General features: G+C 61.0%; 18 protein-coding genes. 13 read left to right on the top strand and 5 right to left on the bottom strand.

The features are described 5' to 3' along the window. Positions 1–9: 9 nt before the first annotated feature. On the bottom strand, positions 10–156 hold the full coding sequence (locus H096_RS33845; RefSeq protein ID WP_021492324.1) for a hypothetical protein: 147 nt from the start codon (positions 154–156) through the stop codon (positions 10–12). A gap of 48 nt (positions 157–204) precedes the next feature. On the opposite strand from H096_RS33845, the gene H096_RS09115 reads away from it, so the two are divergent. After that, positions 205–2667, top strand: a complete 2463-nt coding sequence (locus H096_RS09115; RefSeq protein WP_033897757.1) for a penicillin-binding protein 1A — start codon at positions 205–207, stop codon at positions 2665–2667. A 108-nt stretch (positions 2668–2775) separates the two neighbouring features. On the opposite strand, the gene H096_RS09110 is transcribed toward H096_RS09115, so the two are convergent. The 3 genes from H096_RS09110 to rpmE all read right to left on the bottom strand — a co-directional run bounded on the left by H096_RS09110 (position 2776) and on the right by rpmE (position 5277). Further along, positions 2776–4044 (bottom strand): malic enzyme-like NAD(P)-binding protein, encoded by a 1269-nt coding sequence (locus H096_RS09110; protein ID WP_016979185.1) that lies wholly within the window; start codon positions 4042–4044, stop codon positions 2776–2778. A gap of 181 nt (positions 4045–4225) precedes the next feature. Further along, positions 4226–5032, bottom strand: coding sequence for a thermonuclease family protein (locus tag H096_RS09105; protein ID WP_033897756.1), 807 nt, complete (start codon positions 5030–5032; stop codon positions 4226–4228). A 14-nt stretch (positions 5033–5046) separates the two neighbouring features. Continuing rightward, the gene (gene rpmE, locus H096_RS09100; protein WP_033897755.1) at positions 5047–5277 is read right to left on the bottom strand and encodes a 50S ribosomal protein L31; all 231 of its coding nucleotides are present in this window, start codon (positions 5275–5277) and stop codon (positions 5047–5049) included. Positions 5278–5492: 215 nt separating this feature from the next. Between rpmE and H096_RS09095 the strand changes: the two genes are divergently transcribed. The 10 genes from H096_RS09095 to H096_RS09050 all read left to right on the top strand — a co-directional run bounded on the left by H096_RS09095 (position 5493) and on the right by H096_RS09050 (position 18097). Next, positions 5493–7712: a primosomal protein N' gene (locus H096_RS09095; RefSeq protein ID WP_033897754.1), complete on the top strand. Its 2220-nt coding sequence runs from the start codon at positions 5493–5495 to the stop codon at positions 7710–7712. A gap of 110 nt (positions 7713–7822) precedes the next feature. After that, positions 7823–9559: an arginine--tRNA ligase gene (gene argS, locus H096_RS09090; RefSeq protein WP_033897753.1), complete on the top strand. Its 1737-nt coding sequence runs from the start codon at positions 7823–7825 to the stop codon at positions 9557–9559. Between the two features lies 1 nt (position 9560). Then, positions 9561–10262 carry an SPOR domain-containing protein gene (locus tag H096_RS09085; protein ID WP_025858692.1) on the top strand — a complete coding sequence of 234 codons (702 nt, stop codon included), beginning with the start codon at positions 9561–9563 and terminating at the stop codon, positions 10260–10262. A gap of 256 nt (positions 10263–10518) precedes the next feature. Then, positions 10519–11049, top strand: a complete 531-nt coding sequence (hslV, locus tag H096_RS09080; RefSeq protein WP_003171209.1) for an ATP-dependent protease subunit HslV — start codon at positions 10519–10521, stop codon at positions 11047–11049. Between the two features lie 36 nt (positions 11050–11085). Then, the gene (hslU, locus tag H096_RS09075) at positions 11086–12423 is read left to right on the top strand and encodes an ATP-dependent protease ATPase subunit HslU (protein ID WP_033897752.1); all 1338 of its coding nucleotides are present in this window, start codon (positions 11086–11088) and stop codon (positions 12421–12423) included. Between the two features lie 79 nt (positions 12424–12502). Next, complete coding sequence (locus H096_RS09070; protein WP_033897751.1) at positions 12503–12880, top strand: DUF971 domain-containing protein; 378 nt, start codon at positions 12503–12505, stop codon at positions 12878–12880. 249 nt (positions 12881–13129) lie between these two features. After that, positions 13130–14809, top strand: a complete 1680-nt coding sequence (gene phaC, locus H096_RS09065; RefSeq protein WP_033897750.1) for a class II poly(R)-hydroxyalkanoic acid synthase — start codon at positions 13130–13132, stop codon at positions 14807–14809. Between the two features lie 22 nt (positions 14810–14831). After that, a complete protein-coding gene (gene phaZ, locus H096_RS09060; RefSeq protein WP_016979176.1) occupies positions 14832–15677 on the top strand; it encodes a poly(3-hydroxyalkanoate) depolymerase in 846 nt (281 codons plus the stop codon). 89 nt (positions 15678–15766) lie between these two features. After that, positions 15767–17449 (top strand): class II poly(R)-hydroxyalkanoic acid synthase, encoded by a 1683-nt coding sequence (gene phaC / locus H096_RS09055; protein ID WP_033897749.1) that lies wholly within the window; start codon positions 15767–15769, stop codon positions 17447–17449. Between the two features lie 27 nt (positions 17450–17476). Next, positions 17477–18097 carry a TetR/AcrR family transcriptional regulator gene (locus H096_RS09050; protein ID WP_033897748.1) on the top strand — a complete coding sequence of 207 codons (621 nt, stop codon included), beginning with the start codon at positions 17477–17479 and terminating at the stop codon, positions 18095–18097. Positions 18098–18110: 13 nt separating this feature from the next. Here H096_RS09050 and H096_RS09045 read toward each other — a convergent pair whose 3' ends face one another. Next, positions 18111–18785: a response regulator transcription factor gene (locus H096_RS09045; protein ID WP_237142545.1), complete on the bottom strand. Its 675-nt coding sequence runs from the start codon at positions 18783–18785 to the stop codon at positions 18111–18113. Positions 18786–19153: 368 nt separating this feature from the next. Here H096_RS09045 and H096_RS09040 point away from each other — a divergent pair, with 368 nt between their 5' ends. Continuing rightward, a complete protein-coding gene (locus H096_RS09040; RefSeq protein ID WP_033897747.1) occupies positions 19154–19735 on the top strand; it encodes a type 1 fimbrial protein in 582 nt (193 codons plus the stop codon). Between the two features lie 63 nt (positions 19736–19798). Beyond that, on the top strand, positions 19799–20575 hold the full coding sequence (locus H096_RS09035; RefSeq protein ID WP_033897746.1) for a fimbria/pilus periplasmic chaperone: 777 nt from the start codon (positions 19799–19801) through the stop codon (positions 20573–20575). The last annotated feature ends 5 nt before the right edge of the window (positions 20576–20580 follow it).

Here is a 20580-nt window from a genome sequence, read left to right as displayed (position 1 = left end):
CTTTGCCTGTCATACCGCCTGATTGCCGCTGGGCGCCATGCATTCGGTCGACTTGTTGAACAGGTGCGAATGACGTCCCAAGTCGAAAAATGCTTTAATGCCCAGCGTTTTTTCCCGCTTTTTATCTGCAGCTCGGGTCGATCCATCGTTTGCCATGCATGCCCCGACGCCTAACTCATTCTTTTCTCTGGAAATCCAAAAGCCTTGATTCGTCTGCTGAAGTTTTTCGGGTACTCCATTGTCGCCATCGTTTGCGGGCTGCTGCTCGTGCTCAGCGGGGCCTACCTCTACCTTAGTCCGGGTTTGCCCTCGGTAGAGGCCCTCAGAAGTATCCAGTTGCAGATTCCTTTGCGGGTCTACAGCAGCGATGAAAAACTGATCGCGGAGTTCGGCGAAATGCGCCGCACACCGATCCGTTTTGCCGATATTCCGCCCAATTTCATCAGCGCCCTTTTGTCAGCTGAAGACGATAATTTTGCCAACCACTATGGCGTCGACCCCAGCAGCCTGGTGCGTGCGGCGACACAACTGGTAAAAAGCGGACACATCCAGTCCGGCGGCAGCACCATCACCATGCAGGTGGCGAAGAACTTCTTCCTCACCAGCGAGCGCAGCTTTTCGCGCAAGGCCACCGAGATCCTCCTGGCGCTGCAGATCGAACGCCAGCTGACCAAGGACGAGATCCTTGAGCTGTACGTCAACAAGATCTACCTGGGCAACCGTGCCTACGGCATCGAGGCGGCTTCGCAGGTCTACTACGGCAAGTCCATCCGTGACGCCAGCCTGGCGCAGATGGCGATGATTGCCGGCCTGCCCAAGGCCCCTTCACGCTTCAACCCCCTGGCCAACCCGGCGCGCAGCAAAGAACGCCGCGACTGGATCCTGGGCCGCATGTACAAGCTGGGCAAGATCGACCAGGCCGCTTACGAAAGCGCCATCGCCGAACCGCTGAACGCCAGCTACCACGTGCCGACGCCGGAAGTGAACGCGCCTTATATTGCTGAAATGGCGCGCGCCGAGATGGTCGGCCGCTATGGCAGTGAGGCCTACACCGAAGGTTTCCGGGTGACCACCACGGTGCCAAGCAACCTGCAGGAAATCGCCAATGACTCGGTGCATTCCGGCCTGATCACCTACGACCAGCGCCACGGCTACCGTGGCCCTGAATCACGCCTGCCAGGCAAGACCCTGAGCGCGTGGACCACCGAACTGGGCAAGCAGCGCGCCATCAGTGGCCTGGAGCCGGCTATCGTCACCCAGGTCAAGAAAGACGGCGTACAGGTGCTGACCCGCACCGGCGAAGCCCATGTAGCGTGGGACAGCATGAAATGGGCGCGTCCCTTCCTGAACACCAACAGCATGGGCGCGCTGCCCAAGCAGCCGTCTGACGTGGCCCAGGTGGGTGATTTGATCCGCGTGCAACGCCAGAAGGACGACAGCCTCAAGTTCAGCCAGGTGCCGCTCGCCCAGGGCGCGCTGGTGTCGCTGGACCCGCAGAATGGTGCAATCCGCGCGCTGGTCGGTGGCTTCGCCTTCGAGCAAAGTAACTACAACCGCGCCACCCAGGCCAAGCGCCAGCCGGGTTCGAGCTTCAAGCCGTTCATCTACAGCGCCGCGCTGGACAATGGCTACACCGCCGCCAGCCTGGTCAACGATGCGCCGATCGTGTTTGTCGACGAGTACCTGGACAAGGTGTGGCGCCCGAAGAACGACACCAACACCTTCCTCGGCCCGATCCGTATCCGCGAAGCGCTGTACAAGTCGCGTAACCTGGTATCGATCCGCTTGCTGCAGGCCATGGGCGTCGGCAAGACCATCGACTACATGACGCGCTTTGGCTTCAACAAGTCGGACCTGCCGCCAAACCTGTCCCTGGCCCTGGGCACCGCGACCCTCACACCGATGGAAATCGCCACCGGCTGGAGCACCTTTGCCAACGGCGGCTACAAGATCGCGCCGTACCTGATCGACAAGATTGAAAGCCGCAACGGCGACACCCTGTTCACTGCCAACCCGCCGCGAGTGCCGGGGGATGTGGTCAATGGCGTGGCGGCGACGGATGGGCTGGAGGCCCCAAGCAATGGCGGTATCACCATTGAGCCGACGCCAGGTGCCGCACCTGCCACCAACACTGCTGCAACCGAGCCGCAGGCGCCTGCCGTGGCCGAGCGCATCGTGGATGGCCGTACCACCTACATCCTCAACAGCATCCTGGAAGACGTGATCAAGAAGGGCACCGGCCGCCGCGCCTTGGCCCTGGGCCGTCCGGATATCGCGGGCAAGACCGGTACCACCAACGAATCCAAGGATGCCTGGTTCTCCGGTTACAACGCCGATTACGTGACCACCGTGTGGACCGGCTACGACCAACCGGAAAGCCTGGGTCGCCGCGAGTTTGGTGGCACCGTCGCGCTGCCGATCTGGATGAGCTACATGGGCGCCGCCCTGAAGGACAAGCCGCCGCATACCCAGCCGGAGCCGGAAGGTATCCTCAGCCTGCGCATCGACCCGGTGAGTGGCCGTGCAGCGTCGCCAAGCACGCCGAATGCGTACTTCGAACTGTTCAAGAGCGAAGACACGCCGCCGTCGGTCAACGAGCTGGGCAATGGCGTTGTGCCTGGCAGCCCGCTGCCGGCGGATGAGGCGGCGCCGATTGATCTGTTCTGAGGTTGGAAGCAGGGCTCACCGCAAGAGCCTGCCCAGCACAAAATGATTCGCCACAAAAAAGCCCCGACTCGCAAGAGCCGGGGCTTTTTGTTGGTGCGCTACAACGGCTTAGCCGTTGAACACATCATCCACGCTTTGCAGCGGGTAGTGCTTCGGATACGGCAGGGTGGCCACACCGGTCTCGATGGCGGCTTTGGCCACGGCATCGGAGATCAGGGTGATCAGGCGCTTGTCCATTGGTTTCGGAATGATGTACTCACGACCGAATTCCAGCTTGATACCACCGTAGGCGTCGCACACTTCCTGAGGCACCGGCAGCTTGGCCAGTTCGCGCAGGGCGTTGGCGGCAGCCACTTTCATCTCTTCGTTGATGCGCTTGGCGCGAACGTCCAGGGCACCACGGAAGATGAACGGGAAACCCAATACGTTGTTGACCTGGTTCGGGTAGTCCGAACGGCCAGTGGCCATGATCACGTCGCTGCGGGTGGCGTGCGCCAGTTCCGGAGAGATTTCTGGATCAGGGTTGGAGCAAGCAAATACGATTGGGTTGGCCGCCATGGACTTGAGGCCTTCGGCGCTCAGCAGGTTCGGGCCGGACAGGCCGACGAACACGTCTGCACCGTCGAGGGCGTCAGCCAGGGTGCGCTTGTCGGTGGCGTGAGCGAACATCGCCTTGTACTGGTTCAGGTCGGTACGCTCGGACTGGACCACGCCCTTGCTGTCGACCATGAAGATGTTTTCCAGCTTGGCGCCCATGCTCACCAGCAACTTCATGCAGGAGATGGCCGCAGCGCCGGCGCCCAGGCAGACGATCTGTGCGTCAGCCAGGGTTTTGCCAGCGATTTCCAGGGCGTTGATCATGCCGGCCGCAGTAACAATCGCGGTGCCGTGCTGGTCATCGTGGAATACCGGAATGTCGCACTGTTCGATCAGGGCCTTTTCGATCTCGAAGCACTCAGGTGCCTTGATGTCTTCCAGGTTGATGCCACCGAAGGTGATGGAAATGCGCTTGACCGTGTCGATGAAAGCCTGCGGGCTTTCGGAGTCGACTTCGATGTCGAAAACGTCGATGCCGGCAAAGCGCTTGAACAGCACGCCCTTACCTTCCATGACTGGCTTGGAAGCCAATGGGCCGAGGTTGCCCAGGCCCAGAATCGCGGTGCCATCGGAAATCACTGCAACCAGGTTGCCTTTGCCGGTGTACTTGTACGCCAGTTCAGGGTCGCGGGCGATTTCACGTACGGGCTCGGCAACACCAGGGCTGTAGGCCAGCGACAGGTCGCGAGCGGTGGCAGTGGCTTTGGTGAGCTCTACACTCAGCTTTCCTGGACGAGGATGGGCATGATATTCGAGAGCGGCAGTTTTCAAATCAGACATATCGGCATTCCGCTTTTACTGTTGGTCGACGGACCGCCGAGGATACGCGTGTCGCAAAGTCCCTACAAGACTGGGCAGTCACAGGTGTCAAGGGCCCTGCGCTACGACTTTTGGCCAAGAGCCACGGGATACAAGGGCTCAACTGTTCACAATCGATTAAAAAAATGTCTACAATTTTTTCTTAATCAGTCGATTTGAGCATGCTGGAGTCGGTCAATGGCAGTACCCAACGTGCGTGGCCGTTTTTCAGGCCACCGCGCTTGGCGCGATCCTGCACCCAGCCACGCGCCTCGATTGCCTTGCCTTGCAGACCACTGAGGGTTGCAGAGTCGAATTGTTTGACGAGGTCGGGTGCAATGCGTAATACCAGTGAACCCTGCAATTCGATCCAGATTCCGCCGCGATTGCGTTCGATCTTGCTCACCCGGCCGCTGACCAAGGCGAAGCCGGATTGCTTGAGCCGGGCCACGTTTTGCACCGGAGATTGCCGCCACAGGCCCGACCGCGTATCACGGGCGCTGTTTTCAGCGGCCTGCTGGCAGTCGACAAGATCGACGTTGGGCGCAACACCTACCTGAAAGCCCAGGCCTTCGGCCAGCAGCCGCGCCTCAAGATTCTCGCCATCCGCGCCGTACAGGTGGGCCAACGTGCGGCCATAGCGGTCCTTGCTCTCGCGCCCAGGCACCAACCCGACGCGACCGTCGCTCGCGTCGACCAATACCTGTAAACGCTGGCGGGCAGCAACCGCGTAAGGCTCGTCGGGGCGGCCTTTCTTGCCAGTTTCCGGGGCATTGAGGCCGATCATCCGCACGCTGCGGCCATCCGTGAGGCGCACCGTGTCGCCATCCACCACGCGCTGCACTTCTACCGGGACCAAGGAGGCCGGCGCGGGGCAAAACACCTCGGCCTGGGCAGCCGGCAGCCAAATCCCAGGCACAAAAAAGGCGCCCACAAGGGACGCCTTTTTCAACAGCTGGCAAAAGCCCATAAGGCTTTTGAGCCTTACTCTGCTGGAGTAGCAGGCTTCTTGCCGAAAGCACCAAAGCGATCTGCGAAGCGCTGTACGCGGCCGCCGGTGTCCAGAGTTTTCTGCTTACCGGTGTAGAACGGGTGGCACTCGTTGCATACGTCAGTACCCAGTGGCTTGCACAGGTTCGAACGGGTCTGGAACTTGTTGCCGCAGCTGCAAGTTACGTCGATGACTTCGTACGCTGGATGGATATCGGCTTTCATGGCACTTCCTCGGGCTAGCGTGCCGCCACTCGACACTATTGTCGAATACCGCACGTAATTAGGCCGCGGATTCTACCAGACCTTTTTAATCGCGCAAGCCGCGTATCCGGCTGAAAACCGCCTTTCATCAGAAAACCATGGCATACCCAAGCCCTCCCCCGTCTGCTAGGCTCCCGCCCCTGCGCCACCGCCTGCCTTTATATGAGACCCCCCGCGTGCCCGACGCCATTTTGCGCCTAGCCCTGCCCTCGCCCCTGCGCCGCCTGTTCGATTACCGGGCCCCGGCCGGCGTGCTGCGGGCGCAGTTGCAGCCGGGCATGCGCGTGCGCGTGCCGTTTGGCCGGCGCGAAATGATCGGCATTCTGGTGGAAGTCGCGGACCACAGCGAAGTCCCGGCGGAAAAGCTCAAGCCTGCGCTGGCGATGCTCGACGCCACCCCACCGTTGCCGCCTGCCCTGTTCAAGCTGTGCCTGTGGACCGCCCAGTATTACCAGCACAGCCTCGGCGATACGCTCAGTTGGGCGCTGCCAGTACTGCTGCGCCAGGGCGAACTGGCCGAAGCGCGCCAGGAACGTTTCTGGTCGATGGTGCCCGGTGCGCGCCTCGACGACCCGCGCATCGCACGCGCCCCGCGCCAGCGTGAAGCCCTGGCGACACTGGCCCAGCACCCCCATGGCGTCGCGCACCAGCTGTTAAGCAAGCTGATGCTGAGCAAAGACAGCCTCGACCTGTTGCTCGCCAAGGGCCTGGTGCAGGTGGAAATCCGCAAGCACGCCCCGGATGCCCGCCACGAACACTGGCTGGCCCAACCGGAACTGCCACTGAACCCCGAGCAACGCGCCGCTTATGAAGCGATTCGCGCCGGCTTCGACAGTTTCCATGCGTTCCTGCTGGCGGGCGTCACCGGCAGCGGCAAGACCGAAGTCTATCTGCAGTTGATCCGCGAAACCCTGCAAGCCGGCAAACAGGCGCTGGTGCTGATCCCCGAGATCAACCTGGGCCCACAGACCCTGGCGCGCTTCGAACAGCGCTTCAACGCGCGCATCGCCCTGGTGCACTCGGCAGTCAATGACCGTGAGCGCCTGGAGTCCTGGCTGGCCGCACGGGATGGCGAGGCCGACATTATTATCGGCACCCGCTCGGCGCTGTTTACCCCGATGAAAAACCCCGGGCTGATCATCATCGACGAGGAGCACGACGGCTCCTATAAACAGCAGGAAGGCTTGCGTTACCACGCCCGCGACCTGGCACTGGTGCGTGCACGCCAGGAAGACATCCCGATTGTGCTGGGCTCGGCCACGCCATCCCTGGAGAGCTTGCACAACGCCTACACCGGGCGTTACGGCCTCCTACGCCTCAACGAGCGCGCGGGTGGCGCCAAGCAACCCAAATTCCTGCGCCTGGACGTCAAAAGCCGTCCACTGGACAGCGGGATTTCCGGGCCGATGCAACAAGCCATCGGCCAGACCCTCGCCGCTGGCCAACAGGTCCTGGTATTCCTCAACCGGCGCGGTTTTGCACCGACCCTGCTGTGCCACGACTGCGGCTGGATGTCCGAATGCGAGCGCTGCGATGCGCGCATGACCGTGCACCAGCGCTACGGCGAACTGCGTTGCCATCACTGCGGCCATGTGGAACGCGTACCGCGCCACTGCCCGCAGTGCGGCAAAGTCGACCTGCGACCGGTGGGCGCCGGCACCGAACGGGCTGAAGAGCGCCTCGGCATTCTGTTCCCGGATTACCCGGTTTTGCGGGTCGACCGCGACAGCACCTCGCGCAAGGACGCGATGAACCAATTGTTCGCGACCATCCAGAAAGGCCACCCATGCATCCTGATCGGCACGCAGATGCTTGCCAAAGGGCACCACTTTCCACGGGTGACCCTGGTGTCGATCTTGGATGCCGATGGCGGGTTGTTCTCCGGGGATTTCCGCGCCAGCGAGCGCATGGCGCAGTTGATCGTGCAGGTCGCCGGTCGTGCGGGCCGCGCCGAAGAACCCGGCCGGGTGATCATCCAGACTCACCTGGCCGACCATCCACTGCTGATCCAGCTGACCGAACAAGGCTACTTCGCCTTCGCCGAGCAGGCGCTGAGCGAACGTCGCGCGGCGGGCCTGCCGCCGTTTTCCCATTTGGCCCTGCTGCGCGCCGAAGCCCACAAACCAGGGCAGGCGGAAAGTTTTCTGGATGAGGCGTGCAGCGCCGCCGAACGTTTGCTCGGCGAACTGGGCCTGAGCGGCATCGAACTGCTCGGCCCGGTGCCCGCCCCGATGGAGCGCCGCGCCGGACGTTATCGCGCTCAGCTACTCTTGCAGGCAACCTCGCGCGCGCCCCTGCATCGACTATTAAGTAGCTGGTTGCTTGCCCTGGAGCAAATGCCCAGCGGTCGCCAAGTGCGATGGTCGTTGGACGTAGACCCGGTAGATTTGTATTAAGCCTGGCCATAGGTCCCGCGAAGGTTGGCAAGCCCGCCCTCGCCACGGATAATGCCCAGTTTTTCCACCTGCGCATCGCGCGCCGCCGCTTGCGGTTGAAAGAGAACACCATGAAAGACACCATTCGCCAGCTGATCCAACAAGCCCTCACCCAACTCGTCAACGAAGGTGTGTTGCCTGAAGGCCTGACGCCGGCGATCCAGGTGGAAAACACCCGCGACAAGACCCACGGTGACTTCGCCAGCAACATCGCGATGATGCTGTCCAAGCCTGCGGGCATGAAGCCGCGCGACCTGGCAGAGAAAATCATCGCCGCGCTGCCGGTGGACGAAAGCGTCACCAAGGCTGAAATCGCCGGCCCAGGCTTCATCAACTTCTTCCAGAACACCCAGGCCCTGGCTTCGCGCCTGGATGCGGCCCTGGCCGACGCCAAGATCGGCGTGCGCAAAGCCGGCCCGCTGCAACGCGTGGCGATTGACCTGTCGGCACCGAACCTGGCCAAAGAGATGCACGTGGGCCACCTGCGCTCCACCATCATCGGCGACGGCGTGGCGCGGGTCCTGGAATTTCTCGGCGACACCGTGATCCGTCAGAACCACGTGGGCGACTGGGGCACCCAGTTCGGCATGCTGATGGCCTACCTGCAGGAAAACCCGATCACCAGCAACGAGCTGTCGGACCTGGAAAACTTCTACCGTGCTGCCAAGAAGCGTTTCGACGAATCCGAAGAATTCGCCGACCGCGCCCGTGGCCTGGTGGTCAAGTTGCAAGCCGGTGACAAGGAATGCCTGGAGCTGTGGAACCGCTTCCGTGAGATTTCCCTGTCCCACTGCCAGGAAATCTACGAGCTGCTCAACGTCAAGCTGACCATGGCCGACGTGATGGGCGAAAGTGCCTACAATGACGACCTGATCAACGTGGTCAACGACCTCAAGGCCAAAGGCCTGCTGGTAGAAAGCAACGGCGCGCAGTGCGTGTTCCTCGAAGAGTTCAAGACCGCCGAAGGCGAACCGCTGCCGGTGATCATCGTCAAGGCCGATGGCGGCTATCTCTACGCCACCACCGACCTGGCCGCCGTGCGCTACCGCAGCGGCGTGCTCAAGGCTGATCGCGCGCTGTATTTCGTTGACCAGCGCCAGGCCCTGCACTTCCAGCAGGTGTTCGAAGTGGCGCGTCGCGCCGGCTTCGTCACCCACCCGATGCACATGGAACACATGGGCTTCGGCACCATGAACGGCGCCGATGGCCGCCCGTTCAAGACCCGTGACGGCGGCACCGTGAAGCTGATCGACCTGCTGACCGAAGCCCAGGAACGTGCCTACAACCTGGTGAAGGAAAAGAACCCGGAGCTGGCCGAGGCCGACCTTCGCAACATCGCCCGCGTGGTGGGCATCGGGGCGGTGAAATACGCCGACCTGTCCAAGCACCGCACCAGCGACTACAGCTTCAACTTCGAGCTGATGCTGAACTTCGAAGGCAACACCGCGCCGTACCTGCTCTACGCCTATACCCGTGTGGCGGGCGTTTTCCGCAAGCTGGGCAAGGACTTCAGCGAGGTTGAAGGCCAGATCGTGCTGGACGCCCCGCACGAACAGGAACTGGCCGCCAAACTGGCGCAATTCGGCGAAGTGCTGAACAGCGTCGGCGAGAAAGGCACGCCGCATATCCTGTGCACTTACCTGTATGAAGTCGCGGGCCTGTTCTCCAGCTTCTACGAGAACTGCCCGATCCTGAGCGCCGACGACGAAGCCCAGAAGCAAAGCCGCCTGCGCCTCGCCGCCTTGGCGGGACGGACCCTCAAGCAAGGCCTGGAACTGTTGGGCCTGGAAACTCTGGAGCGTATGTAAGTTGGCTGCCAAGAAAAAACCTGCACCCAAGCGCGGCGCCAGCCGCTACCAGGCCCCGGCGAAGAAGCCGATCCCGGGCTGGTTGTGGATGGCGATCGGCCTCACCGTCGGTGCGTTTATCGTGTTCCTGATGAAGCTGGATCCGGGCAAGGGCGATGACGTCAAACGGGTCAAGCAGGAACAGCAGAAGGCCACGAAAATGGCCGAAGCCAACAAGACGGCGCCAAGCCCGACCGCACCTGTGAAGCCGAAGTACGACTTCTACACGCTGCTGCCGGAATCGGAAGTGATCGTGCCGCCTGACGCCGTGCCGGAGAAAACCCTGCCGACGCCACAGGTACCGACCACCCCGGTCACCCCAGCGGAAGCGGCGAAAATCGACACGGCGCGCGCCCAGGCTGCGCTGGCTGGCATTACGCCGCCGCCAGCACCGCCGGTTGCCGAGACCAAAGCCGCGCCGGTGACGAAGTTCTTCCTGCAAGCGGGCTCGTTCCCGAAACAGGCGGATGCGGATCGCGTGCGGGCGCAGATCATTCTGCTGGGCCAGTCGGTGACGGTTGAGTCGGGTACGGTGAAGGATGCGACCTGGTATCGCGTGCTGGTGGGGCCGTTCAGCAACCGTGAACAGCTGACCGTGGCGCAGAAACAACTGGCTGGCGCGGGCTTTAGCAACCTGTTGTTACAACAACGCCAGAGCCGCTAGCTCGCAGCCAACACAGTACAATTGTGGGAGCTGGCGTGCCTGCGATGGCGGTGTAACAGTCAATATTTTCAGTGACTGACACACCGCCATCGCAGGCACGCCAGCTCCCACATTTGGTTTCGGGTGTCCTCAAAATTGTGTAAGGCCTATAAACACCACTCGTCCACCCTCCCGTCCTACAGTTGAAATCCCCCCCACCACCCCCATATCAGTTTCCATCAGGGCATTTTCGCCCCGCTGCGTGGAGACTCTCCCCTTGACCACCATCGTTTCAGTACGTCGCCACGGCAAAGTCGTCATGGGCGGCGACGGCCAGGTTTCCCTGGGTAATACCGTGATGAAAGGCAACGCCAAGAAAGTGCGTCGCCTGTACCACGGCCAGGTTCTCGCAGGCTTTGCCGGCGCCACCGCCGACGCTTTCACCCTTTTCGAGCGTTTCGAAGGCCAGCTAGAGAAACATCAGGGCCACCTGGTGCGCGCTGCGGTTGAACTCGCCAAAGAATGGCGCACCGATCGCTCCCTCAGCCGCCTGGAAGCCATGCTGGCCGTCGCCAACAAAGACGCTTCCCTGATCATCACCGGCAACGGCGATGTGGTTGAGCCTGAACATGGCCTGATCGCCATGGGTTCCGGCGGTGGCTACGCCCAAGCGGCCGCCAGCGCACTGTTGAAGAAAACCGACCTGTCGGCTCGCGAAATCGTCGAGACCGCCCTGGGTATTGCCGGTGATATCTGCGTGTTCACCAACCACAACCAGACCATTGAGGAGCAGGACCTCGCTGAGTAAGCCGTAGGCTTATTCCGCTTGAGGCCGCCAAACACTATGTCCATGACTCCCCGCGAAATCGTCCATGAACTCAACCGCCATATCATCGGCCAGGACGATGCCAAGCGCGCCGTAGCCATTGCGCTGCGTAACCGCTGGCGCCGGATGCAACTGCCCGAAGAACTGCGCGTTGAAGTAACGCCCAAGAACATCCTGATGATCGGCCCGACCGGCGTCGGTAAAACCGAAATCGCCCGTCGCCTGGCCAAGCTGGCCAATGCGCCGTTCATCAAGGTCGAAGCCACCAAGTTCACCGAAGTGGGCTACGTGGGCCGCGACGTCGAGTCGATCATCCGTGACCTGGCCGACGCCGCCCTGAAAATGCTGCGCGAACAGGAAGTGACCAAGGTCAGCCACCGCGCCGAAGACGCCGCCGAAGAACGCATCCTCGACGCCCTGCTGCCACCGGCACGCATGGGTTTCAATGAAGACGCCGCGCCGGCCTCGGACTCCAACACCCGCCAGCTGTTCCGCAAGCGCCTGCGTGAAGGCCAGCTGGACGACAAGGAAATCGAGATCGAAGTCGCTGAAGTCTCCGGCGTCGATATCTCCGCCCCGCCTGGCATGGAAGAAATGACCAGCCAGTTGCAGAACCTGTTCGCCAACATGGGCAAGGGCAAGAAGAAAAGCCGCAAGCTCAAGGTGAAGGAAGCGCTGAAACTGGTGCGCGACGAAGAAGCCGGGCGCCTGGTGAATGAGGAAGAACTCAAGGCCAAGGCCCTGGAAGCGGTCGAGCAGCACGGCATCGTGTTTATCGACGAAATCGACAAGGTGGCCAAGCGCGGCAACTCCGGCGGTGTCGATGTGTCCCGCGAGGGCGTACAGCGCGACCTGCTGCCGCTGATCGAAGGCTGCACGGTGAACACCAAGCTGGGCATGGTCAAGACCGACCACATCCTGTTTATTGCCTCCGGCGCGTTCCACCTGAGCAAGCCAAGCGATCTGGTGCCGGAGCTGCAAGGCCGCCTGCCGATCCGCGTGGAGCTAAAGGCGCTGACCCCAGGCGACTTCGAGCGCATCCTCAGCGAGCCGCACGCGTCGCTCACCGAGCAATACCGTGAGCTGCTGAAAACCGAAGGCTTGGGTATCGAGTTCCAAGCGGACGGCATCAAGCGCCTGGCGGAGATCGCCTGGCAGGTCAACGAGAAGACCGAGAACATCGGTGCCCGTCGTTTGCATACCTTGCTGGAGCGGCTGCTGGAGGAAGTGTCCTTCAGTGCTGGCGATTTGGCTGGCGCGCAGAATGGCGAGGTGATCAAGATCGACGCTGGATACGTCAACAGCCACTTGGGCGAATTGGCACAGAACGAAGATCTGTCGCGCTACATTCTGTAGAGTTCAAGCTGTAAGCTACAAGCGACAAGTTGACCCCATTCAACTTGAAGCTTGTAGCTTGCAGCCCAAGGTCTTCCCAATGTCAAAATTTCCCACCGCTGTAAACCTGCACAAAACCTCCAACACCCTCGGCCTCACCTACGGGCCCGACGAGGTGTACCAACTCCCCGCCGAGCTGCTGCGCACCCACTCGCCTTCCGCCGAGGTCCAGGGGCACGGCAAACCGATCCTGCAATTCGGCAAACTCAACGTGAAGTTGATCAAGGTAGAACCCGCTGGCCAGTACGCACTGAAATTGACCTTCGACGACGGTCATGACAGCGGACTGTTCACCTGGGACTACCTCTACCAACTCGCCGTGCGCCAAGACGCGTTGTGGGTCGATTATCTGGCCGAACTCAAAGCCGCCGGCAAAACCCGCGATCCGGATCAGTCGGTCGTACGGCTGATGCTCTAGCACAGGCCTCTTGCTCTTTAGAGGGCATTTTCTAATTTCATCTGCTTGAATGCCCTGTCGCGTGACCAACGATTGGTCCGCTTGCGAAAAAAATTAAACTCGGGTAACCAATGGAGCTGGCAAGTTCCCTGCATTTGACGATGCGGTATCAACGGTCACCCGAGTCGCAGTACCAGGCTTGTGTTGTGTATCGAAACTGGGTGCGCAGCGGTCCCCGGTACTCGTCTTTCGGACAATGGAGCGTCGTAGATGAGTAACAAGAACAACGATGACTTGAAACGCCAGGCCTCGGAAAACACCCTGGGGCTCAACCCGATCATCGCGTTACGTAAAAAGGATTTACTCGCCTCGGCGAAGATGGTGCTGACCCAAGCCATCAAACAACCGTTGCACAGCGTCAAGCACGTCGCGCATTTTGGCGTCGAGTTGAAGAACGTGATGTTCGGCAAATCCGCGTTGGTGCCCGAAAGCGACGACCGTCGTTTCCAGGACCCGGCCTGGAGCCAGAACCCGCTCTACAAACGCTACCTGCAAACCTACTTGGCGTGGCGCAAGGAACTGCACGACTGGATCGGCGACAGCAACCTGTCGGAACAGGACATCAGCCGCGGCCACTTCGTGATCAACCTGATGACCGAAGCCATGGCGCCCACCAACAGCGCGGCCAACCCGGCGGCGGTCAAACGTTTCTTTGAAACCGGCGGCAAGAGCCTGCTCGATGGCCTGTCCCACCTGGCCAAGGACATGGTGCACAACGGCGGCATGCCGAGCCAGGTCAACATGGGCGCCTTTGAAGTGGGCAAGACCCTGGGCACCACCGAAGGCGCCGTGGTGTTTCGCAACGACGTGCTGGAGCTGATCCAGTACAAGCCGATCACCGAACAGGTGCACGAACGCCCGCTGCTGGTGGTGCCGCCGCAGATCAACAAATTCTATGTATTCGACCTGAGCCCGGAGAAGAGCCTGGCGCGCTTCTGCCTGCGCAATAACCAGCAAACTTTTATCGTCAGCTGGCGCAACCCGACCAAGGCCCAGCGCGAGTGGGGCCTGTCGACCTATATCGAGGCGCTCAAGGAAGCGGTGGATGTGGTCACGGCGATTACCGGCAGCAAAGATGTGAACATGCTCGGCGCCTGCTCCGGCGGCATCACCTGCACTGCCCTGCTCGGCCACTACGCGGCGCTGGGCGAGAAGAAGGTCAACGCCCTGACCCTGCTGGTGAGTGTGCTGGACACCACGCTGGACACCCAGGTGGCACTGTTTGTCGACGAACAGACTCTGGAGGCGGCCAAGCGCCACTCCTACCAGGCCGGCGTGCTGGAAGGCCGCGACATGGCCAAGGTGTTTGCCTGGATGCGGCCCAACGACCTGATCTGGAACTACTGGGTCAACAACTACCTGCTGGGCAACGAACCGCCGGTGTTCGACATCCTGTTCTGGAACAACGACACCACGCGGTTGCCGGCGGCATTCCACGGTGACCTGATCGAGCTGTTCAAGAACAACCCACTGGTGCGCGCCAACGCACTGGAAGTGTGCGGCACGCCCATCGACCTCAAGCAGGTCACTGCCGATATCTATTCCCTGGCTGGCACCAATGACCACATTACGCCGTGGCAGTCGTGCTACAAATCGGCGCAGCTGTTTGGCGGCAAGGTGGAGTTCGTGCTGTCCAGCAGCGGGCATATCCAGAGCATCCTCAACCCGCCGGGCAACCCCAAGGCGCGTTACCAGACCAGCGACAGCCTGACGGCGAAGCCGCTGGAGTGGCAGGAGAATGCCACCAAGCACACCGATTCGTGGTGGCTGCATTGGCAAGCCTGGCAGGCGGAACGGGCGGGTAAGTTGAAGAAAGCACCTACAAGCCTGGGTAACAAAACCTATGCGGCGGCCGAAGCGGCGCCGGGCACTTATGTACACGAACGATAATCCTCACCCGTAGGGTAAGCCCATGCCGCAACCGTTCATCTTCCGCACCATCGACCTGGATGGCCAGACCATCCGCACGGCGGTGCGCCCGGGCAAGCCTCACTTGACGCCGCTGCTGATCTTCAATGGCATCGGCGCCAACCTTGAGTTGGTGTTTCCGTTCGTCCAGGCGTTGGACCCAGACCTGGAAGTGATCGCGTTCGATGTGCCCGGCGTGGGCGGTTCCTCCACACCCAATCGACCGTACCGTTTTCCCGGCCTGGCCAAGCTCACCGCACGTATGCTCGATTACCTGGACTATGGCCAGGTGAACGCGGTGGGTGTGTCCTGGGGGGGCGCGTTGGCGCAGCAGTTTGCCTACGACTACCCGGAGCGCTGCAAGAAGCTGATCCTGGCGGCCACAGCGGCGGGTGCGGTGATGGTGCCGGGCAAGCCGAAAGTGTTGTGGTTGATGGCCAGCCCGCGCCGTTACATCCAACCGTCCCATGTGGTGCGCATCGCGCCGATGATCTACGGCGGCTCGTTCCGCCGCGATTCGAAACTGGCCGCCGAACACGCGAGCAAAGTGCGCTCGGCCGGCAAGTTGGGCTACTACTGGCAGCTGTTCGCCGGGTTGGGCTGGACCAGCATCCACTGGCTGCACAAGATCCGCCAACCCACCCTGGTGCTGGCGGGGGACGATGACCCGCTGATCCCGCTGATCAACATGCGCATGCTGGCCTGGCGCATCCCCAATGCACAGTTGCACATCATCGATGACGGCCACCTGTTCCTGATCACCCGGGCGGAAGCCGTGGCGCCGATCATCATGAAATTTCTCGAAGAGGAGCGCATGCGCGCGGTGATCCATCCGCGACCGGCCGTGTAAGGACCACACCGCCGCGCAACTTGCCAGGAACCGGCTATGGTTCTGAATTGGCGTGCCTGTTTGATGGCTTGACGAAGGAGTGTTGGCTCATGCGAGAAAGACCCGTGACGAACCCGGCGCCCACCCCTGCCGCGTTCATCAATGCGCAAAATGCGATCACCGGCCTGCGCGGTCGGGACCTGCTGTCGACCCTGCGCAGCGTGGCCGCCCATGGCTTGCGCAACCCGGTGCATACCGCTCGCCATGCCTGGGCGTTGAGCGGTCAACTGGGCCGCGTGCTGCTCGGTGAAACCGTGCACGAACCCAACCCCAACGACGGCCGCTTCACCGACCCCACCTGGAAACTCAATCCGCTGTACCGGCGTAGCCTGCAAGCCTATCTGAGCTGGCAGAAGCAGACGCGCCACTGGATCGATGACAGCAACCTGAGCGCCGATGACCGCGCCCGAGCGCATTTTGCTTTCTCGTTGATCAACGATGCGGTCTCCCCTTCCAACACCCTGCTCAACCCGCTGGCGATCAAGGAACTGCTCAATTCCGGCGGCAACAGCGTGGTGCGCGGTGTGACCAACCTGTTCGAAGACCTGCTGCACAACAATGGCCTGCCGCGCCAGGTGAGCAAGCACGCCTTCGAGGTGGGCAAGACGGTCGCCACCACCCCAGGCTCGGTGGTGTTTCGCAATGAGCTGCTGGAGCTGATCCAGTACAAACCCATGAGCGAAAAGCAGTACGCCAAGCCGCTATTGATCGTGCCGCCGCAAATCAACAAGTACTACATTTTCGACTTGAGCCCCGCCAACAGCTTTGTGCAGTACGCCCTCAAGAATGGCCTGCAGACCTTTATGGTCAGCTGGCGCAATCCGGATGTGCGGCATCGCGAATGGGGCCTGTCCACCTACGTCGCTGCGCTGGAAGAAGCCCTCAACGTGTGCCGCGCGATCACCGGCGCCCGCGAGGTCAACCTGATGGGCGCCTGCGCCGGTGGCCTGACCATCGCCGCGCTGCAAGGCCACCTGCAGGCCAAGCGCCAGCTGCGCCGCATCTCCAGCGCCAGCTACCTGGTGAGCCTGCTGGACAGCCAGATCGACAGCCCCGCCACCCTGTTCGCCGATGAACAAACCCTGGAAGCCGCCAAGCGCCGCTCCTACCAGCAAGGCGTGCTGGACGGCCGCGACATGGCCAAGGTGTTCGCCTGGATGCGCCCCAATGACCTGATCTGGAACTACTGGATCAACAACTACCTGCTGGGCAAGGAACCGCCGGCTTTCGACATCCTGTACTGGAACAACGACAACACGCGCCTGCCCGCCGCGCTGCACGGCGACCTGCTGGACTTCTTCAAGCACAACCCGCTGAGTCATCCCGGTGGCCTGGAAGTGTGCGGCACGCCGATCGATTTGCAGAAGGTCACGGTGGACAGCTTCAGTGTGGCGGGCATCAACGACCACATCACGCCGTGGGACGCGGTGTATCGCTCCACCCAATTGCTGGGCGGCGAGCGGCGCTTCGTGCTGTCCAACAGCGGGCATATCCAGAGCATTCTCAACCCGCCGGGCAACCCCAAGGCCAACTACGTCGAGAACCCCAAGCTGAGCAGCGACCCGCGCGCCTGGTACTACGACGCCAACCACGTCGAAGGCAGTTGGTGGCCGCAGTGGCTGGACTGGATCCAGCAGCGCTCCGGCGCGCAACGGGAAACCCTTACCGCCCTGGGCAACCAGAATTACCCACCGATGGAAGCGGCGCCCGGCACCTATGTGCGCGTGCGCTGAGCTCAACGATCACATTAAGAAGACTGGATGAAGACCCGCGACCGTATCCTTGAATGTGCCCTGCAGTTGTTCAACCAAAAGGGCGAGCCGAACGTGTCGACCATGGAGGTGGCCAATGAAATGGGGATCAGCCCCGGCAACCTCTACTACCACTTCCATGGCAAGGAACCGTTGGTGCTCGGGTTGTTCGAGCGTTTCCAGAATGAGTTGGCGCCCCTGCTCGACCCTCCGGCGGACGCGCAACTGGAAGCCGAGGATTACTGGCTGTTCCTGCACCTGATCGTCGAGCGCATGGCGCATTACCGGTTCTTGTTCCAGGACTTGTCGAACCTGGCGGGACGCCTGCCAAAGCTGGCCAAGGGCATTCGCAACCTGCTGACGGCGCTCAAACGGACCTTGGCGTCTCTGCTGGCACGGCTCAAGGCCGCCGGGCAATTGGTCAGCGACACCCAGGCGCTGGGGCAACTGGTTGAGCAAATCACCATGACCTTGCTGTTCTCCCTGGATTACCAGCGGATTCTCGATCGCGAAGGTGAGGTGCAAGTAGTGATCTACCAGATCATGATGCTGGTGGCGCCCCATCTGCAGTCGCCGGCACGACAGGCCACAGAGCAATGGGCGCTGCGTTATCTGGACAATCCGACTTAAAGACTCATTGAAATCAATCAGGTCGACCAAACTGTTTAGTGAACATGAAAAGTTCACTGTCGGTCCTGATCCCCAGCTTTCGATAAGCCGATTGTTTTTGTGTACTGATGGTACTTGCACTGCGCGAAAACTTTGCCGCAATTGAGTTCACGGACATGCCATCCAAAAAACAACGCAATACTTCTTGTTCTTTGGGCGTTAAAGCGCCACTTAATCGCAACGGCATAGCCGTTTCAAGTTTCGACTCGATATTCATCTGCCGCAAAGCAGACTCACCCTCCTGCAATACCGACAACATGCAACGTTGCAGGTAAATCCGCCCTTGGGCGACGGTTCGAATAGCCACGACCAATTCCGTGAGCTGTTGGGTCTTGCCCAGTACCCCCAGGCTTCCAGCCTTCAGCGCCAGCGTGACCCTTGCACGTGTGCAGTGCGACGACACAACGAGCACCTTGCAGCGCTTAAAGCGCCGGCTCAGCATCTGGATCAGGCTGAGGCCATCGATGTCCGACGGCCCCAGCGTAAAGTCCATCACCACCACATCCGCAGGTCGCTGTGTGAGCGCATCCAGTAACGCCCTGGACGTGCTGAATGAGCCGATGACATCCAGATCGGTCTCTTTACGCAGGCCCAGTTCGATCCCCTGTCGAACCATCTCGTGATCATCCAACAACATGATGGTGTGCATATCGGCCACCAGAAAGTTCGCCCAAGTAGGTACAACTTAGTTCAAATACGCTCATTGCACGAACAGGGTATAGCGCAGCTTTTTTGATGCTTCAACATAGAAAAATCAACTCGACCCGCCCTTACAACTTAATCCTACATATATGCCTTACACCTGATTCTTACAGACGCAGACCCATACAATTGTTTTAATTAATATTTTGGACTTCGAACAATTACGAGATAAATCTCGTTACATCTCTATAGGCATCGTTAACGTTCCCAGCCAAATTAGAGCTCCCCGCAATTCGGTAAAAAAACGAAACAAATTACCGATGCAGCACATCACTGTGCGGCGGGTTACGCAAATAACTCACGATTGGGAGCTCTATGACAGTCAACACTTTCTCCACCCTTGCCGCCGCACTTGCCTTGGCTGCGGCCGTATCGCAAACGGCACACGCCGCCAACGACGGAACCATCAATTTCACCGGGCTGGTGAACGATACGACCTGCACCATCGAAGGCGCAGCGCCGGGCACCGGTGCCGTGGTCAAAGACGTCAACCTCGGCGGTGTGTCTGCCGCACGCCTGGCGAAGCCGGGTGATCGCGCCAACCTCACCGGTTTCACCATTCGCATTGGTGCGCCTGGCGAAGGTGGCTGCACCAACGGCCGCACCGCGATGGTTGCCTTCGACCCCACCAGCCCGGCCATTGATGTGGCAACCGGACGCTTGAACATCGACGGCTACGATGACCCGTCCGACACCACCAACGCCAAGAACGTCCAGGTTGAAGTGACGAACCGTAACGGCTTGCCGATCAACGTCTACACCGAAAAATCCGAAGGCGTAGTGATCGCCGACAACCAGGCGGTCATCCCACTGGCCGCGCAGATGTACGCCAGCGGTGCCGCAACTGAAGGCACGGTCAAGACCCGCGTCGGCTTCATGGTCGTGTACGACAACTAAACCGCAAGCGGGCCTGCAGTTGCCAGGCAGGCCCATCCGCCTGATTCGTAGAGAACATTGAGCATGAAAAAGCTGGTCTGCCTCGCGCTTGCCACCTGGGGTATCGCAGGGTTACTGCTACACGCATTTCCCGCCCAGGCTGGGGTCATTATTTATGGCACCCGCGTGATCTACCCCGCCGATCAGCAGGAAGTGGTCGTGCGCCTGGAAAACAAAGGTGACCGCCCGGCCCTGGTACAAACCTGGCTGGACACGGGCGACATCCGCTCCACGCCAGCCACGGCGCAGACGCCGTTTACCGTTTCGCCACCGATCTTCCGCATCGAGCCGCACCAGCAACAGGCGCTGCGCCTGCGCTATTCCGGGGAGGGCGCGGCCGCCGACCGCGAAAGCCTGTACTGGCTGAACGTGCTGGAAGTCCCACCGCTGACCGCCGGTGCCGAACAGAACAACCAGATCGAATTGGCCTTTCGCACTCGCTTGCGGGTGTTTCTGCGACCGCAGGCATTGCCTTACTCGGTGGGCAGCGCGGCGTCCAAGTTGCAATGGAAACTGGTTGCCCACCACCAGGGCTATGCCCTGCAAGCGACCAACCCCACGCCGTACCATGTTTCCCTGAGTTCAGTGGTCTTGGTGAGCGAAGGAAGGCGCTTCGGCAAAGCCGCCAACAAGGAAGCCAACGACAGCCTGATGATGCCGGCCGGCGACGTGAAAGTATTCGCGCTGCCGTCGCTGCGCGAACGCCCTAACGGTGCGCTCAAGGTCGAATTCACCGCCGTCAGCGACTTCGGTGCCCGCGTTCGCCACTCGGCAGACCTTACGCCTCCAGTCGCCGGGTAACAGAC

Origin of the sequence: Pseudomonas sp. FH1, assembly GCF_000510895.2 — a bacterium.
GTDB lineage: Bacteria > Pseudomonadota > Gammaproteobacteria > Pseudomonadales > Pseudomonadaceae > Aquipseudomonas > Aquipseudomonas azotoformans_A.
This window is presented reverse-complemented; position numbering and strand designations above follow the sequence as displayed.

Excerpts from the sequence above, each read along its gene's own strand:
- H096_RS09040 (WP_033897747.1), top strand. The coding sequence starts at position 19,154 with ATGACAGTCAACACTTTCTCCACCCTTGCCGCCGCACTTGCCTTGGCT.
- H096_RS09110 (WP_016979185.1), bottom strand. The coding sequence starts at position 4,044 with ATGTCTGATTTGAAAACTGCCGCTCTCGAATATCATGCCCATCCTCGT.
- H096_RS33845 (WP_021492324.1), bottom strand. The coding sequence starts at position 156 with ATGGCAAACGATGGATCGACCCGAGCTGCAGATAAAAAGCGGGAAAAA.
- H096_RS09070 (WP_033897751.1), top strand. The coding sequence starts at position 12,503 with ATGTCAAAATTTCCCACCGCTGTAAACCTGCACAAAACCTCCAACACC.
- argS (WP_033897753.1), top strand. The coding sequence starts at position 7,823 with ATGAAAGACACCATTCGCCAGCTGATCCAACAAGCCCTCACCCAACTC.
- H096_RS09045 (WP_237142545.1), bottom strand. The coding sequence starts at position 18,785 with ATGCACACCATCATGTTGTTGGATGATCACGAGATGGTTCGACAGGGG.
- H096_RS09035 (WP_033897746.1), top strand. The coding sequence starts at position 19,799 with ATGAAAAAGCTGGTCTGCCTCGCGCTTGCCACCTGGGGTATCGCAGGG.
- phaC (WP_033897750.1), top strand. The coding sequence starts at position 13,130 with ATGAGTAACAAGAACAACGATGACTTGAAACGCCAGGCCTCGGAAAAC.
- hslU (WP_033897752.1), top strand. The coding sequence starts at position 11,086 with ATGTCCATGACTCCCCGCGAAATCGTCCATGAACTCAACCGCCATATC.
- H096_RS09105 (WP_033897756.1), bottom strand. The coding sequence starts at position 5,032 with ATGGGCTTTTGCCAGCTGTTGAAAAAGGCGTCCCTTGTGGGCGCCTTT.
- rpmE (WP_033897755.1), bottom strand. The coding sequence starts at position 5,277 with ATGAAAGCCGATATCCATCCAGCGTACGAAGTCATCGACGTAACTTGC.
- phaC (WP_033897749.1), top strand. The coding sequence starts at position 15,767 with ATGCGAGAAAGACCCGTGACGAACCCGGCGCCCACCCCTGCCGCGTTC.
- phaZ (WP_016979176.1), top strand. The coding sequence starts at position 14,832 with ATGCCGCAACCGTTCATCTTCCGCACCATCGACCTGGATGGCCAGACC.
- H096_RS09050 (WP_033897748.1), top strand. The coding sequence starts at position 17,477 with ATGAAGACCCGCGACCGTATCCTTGAATGTGCCCTGCAGTTGTTCAAC.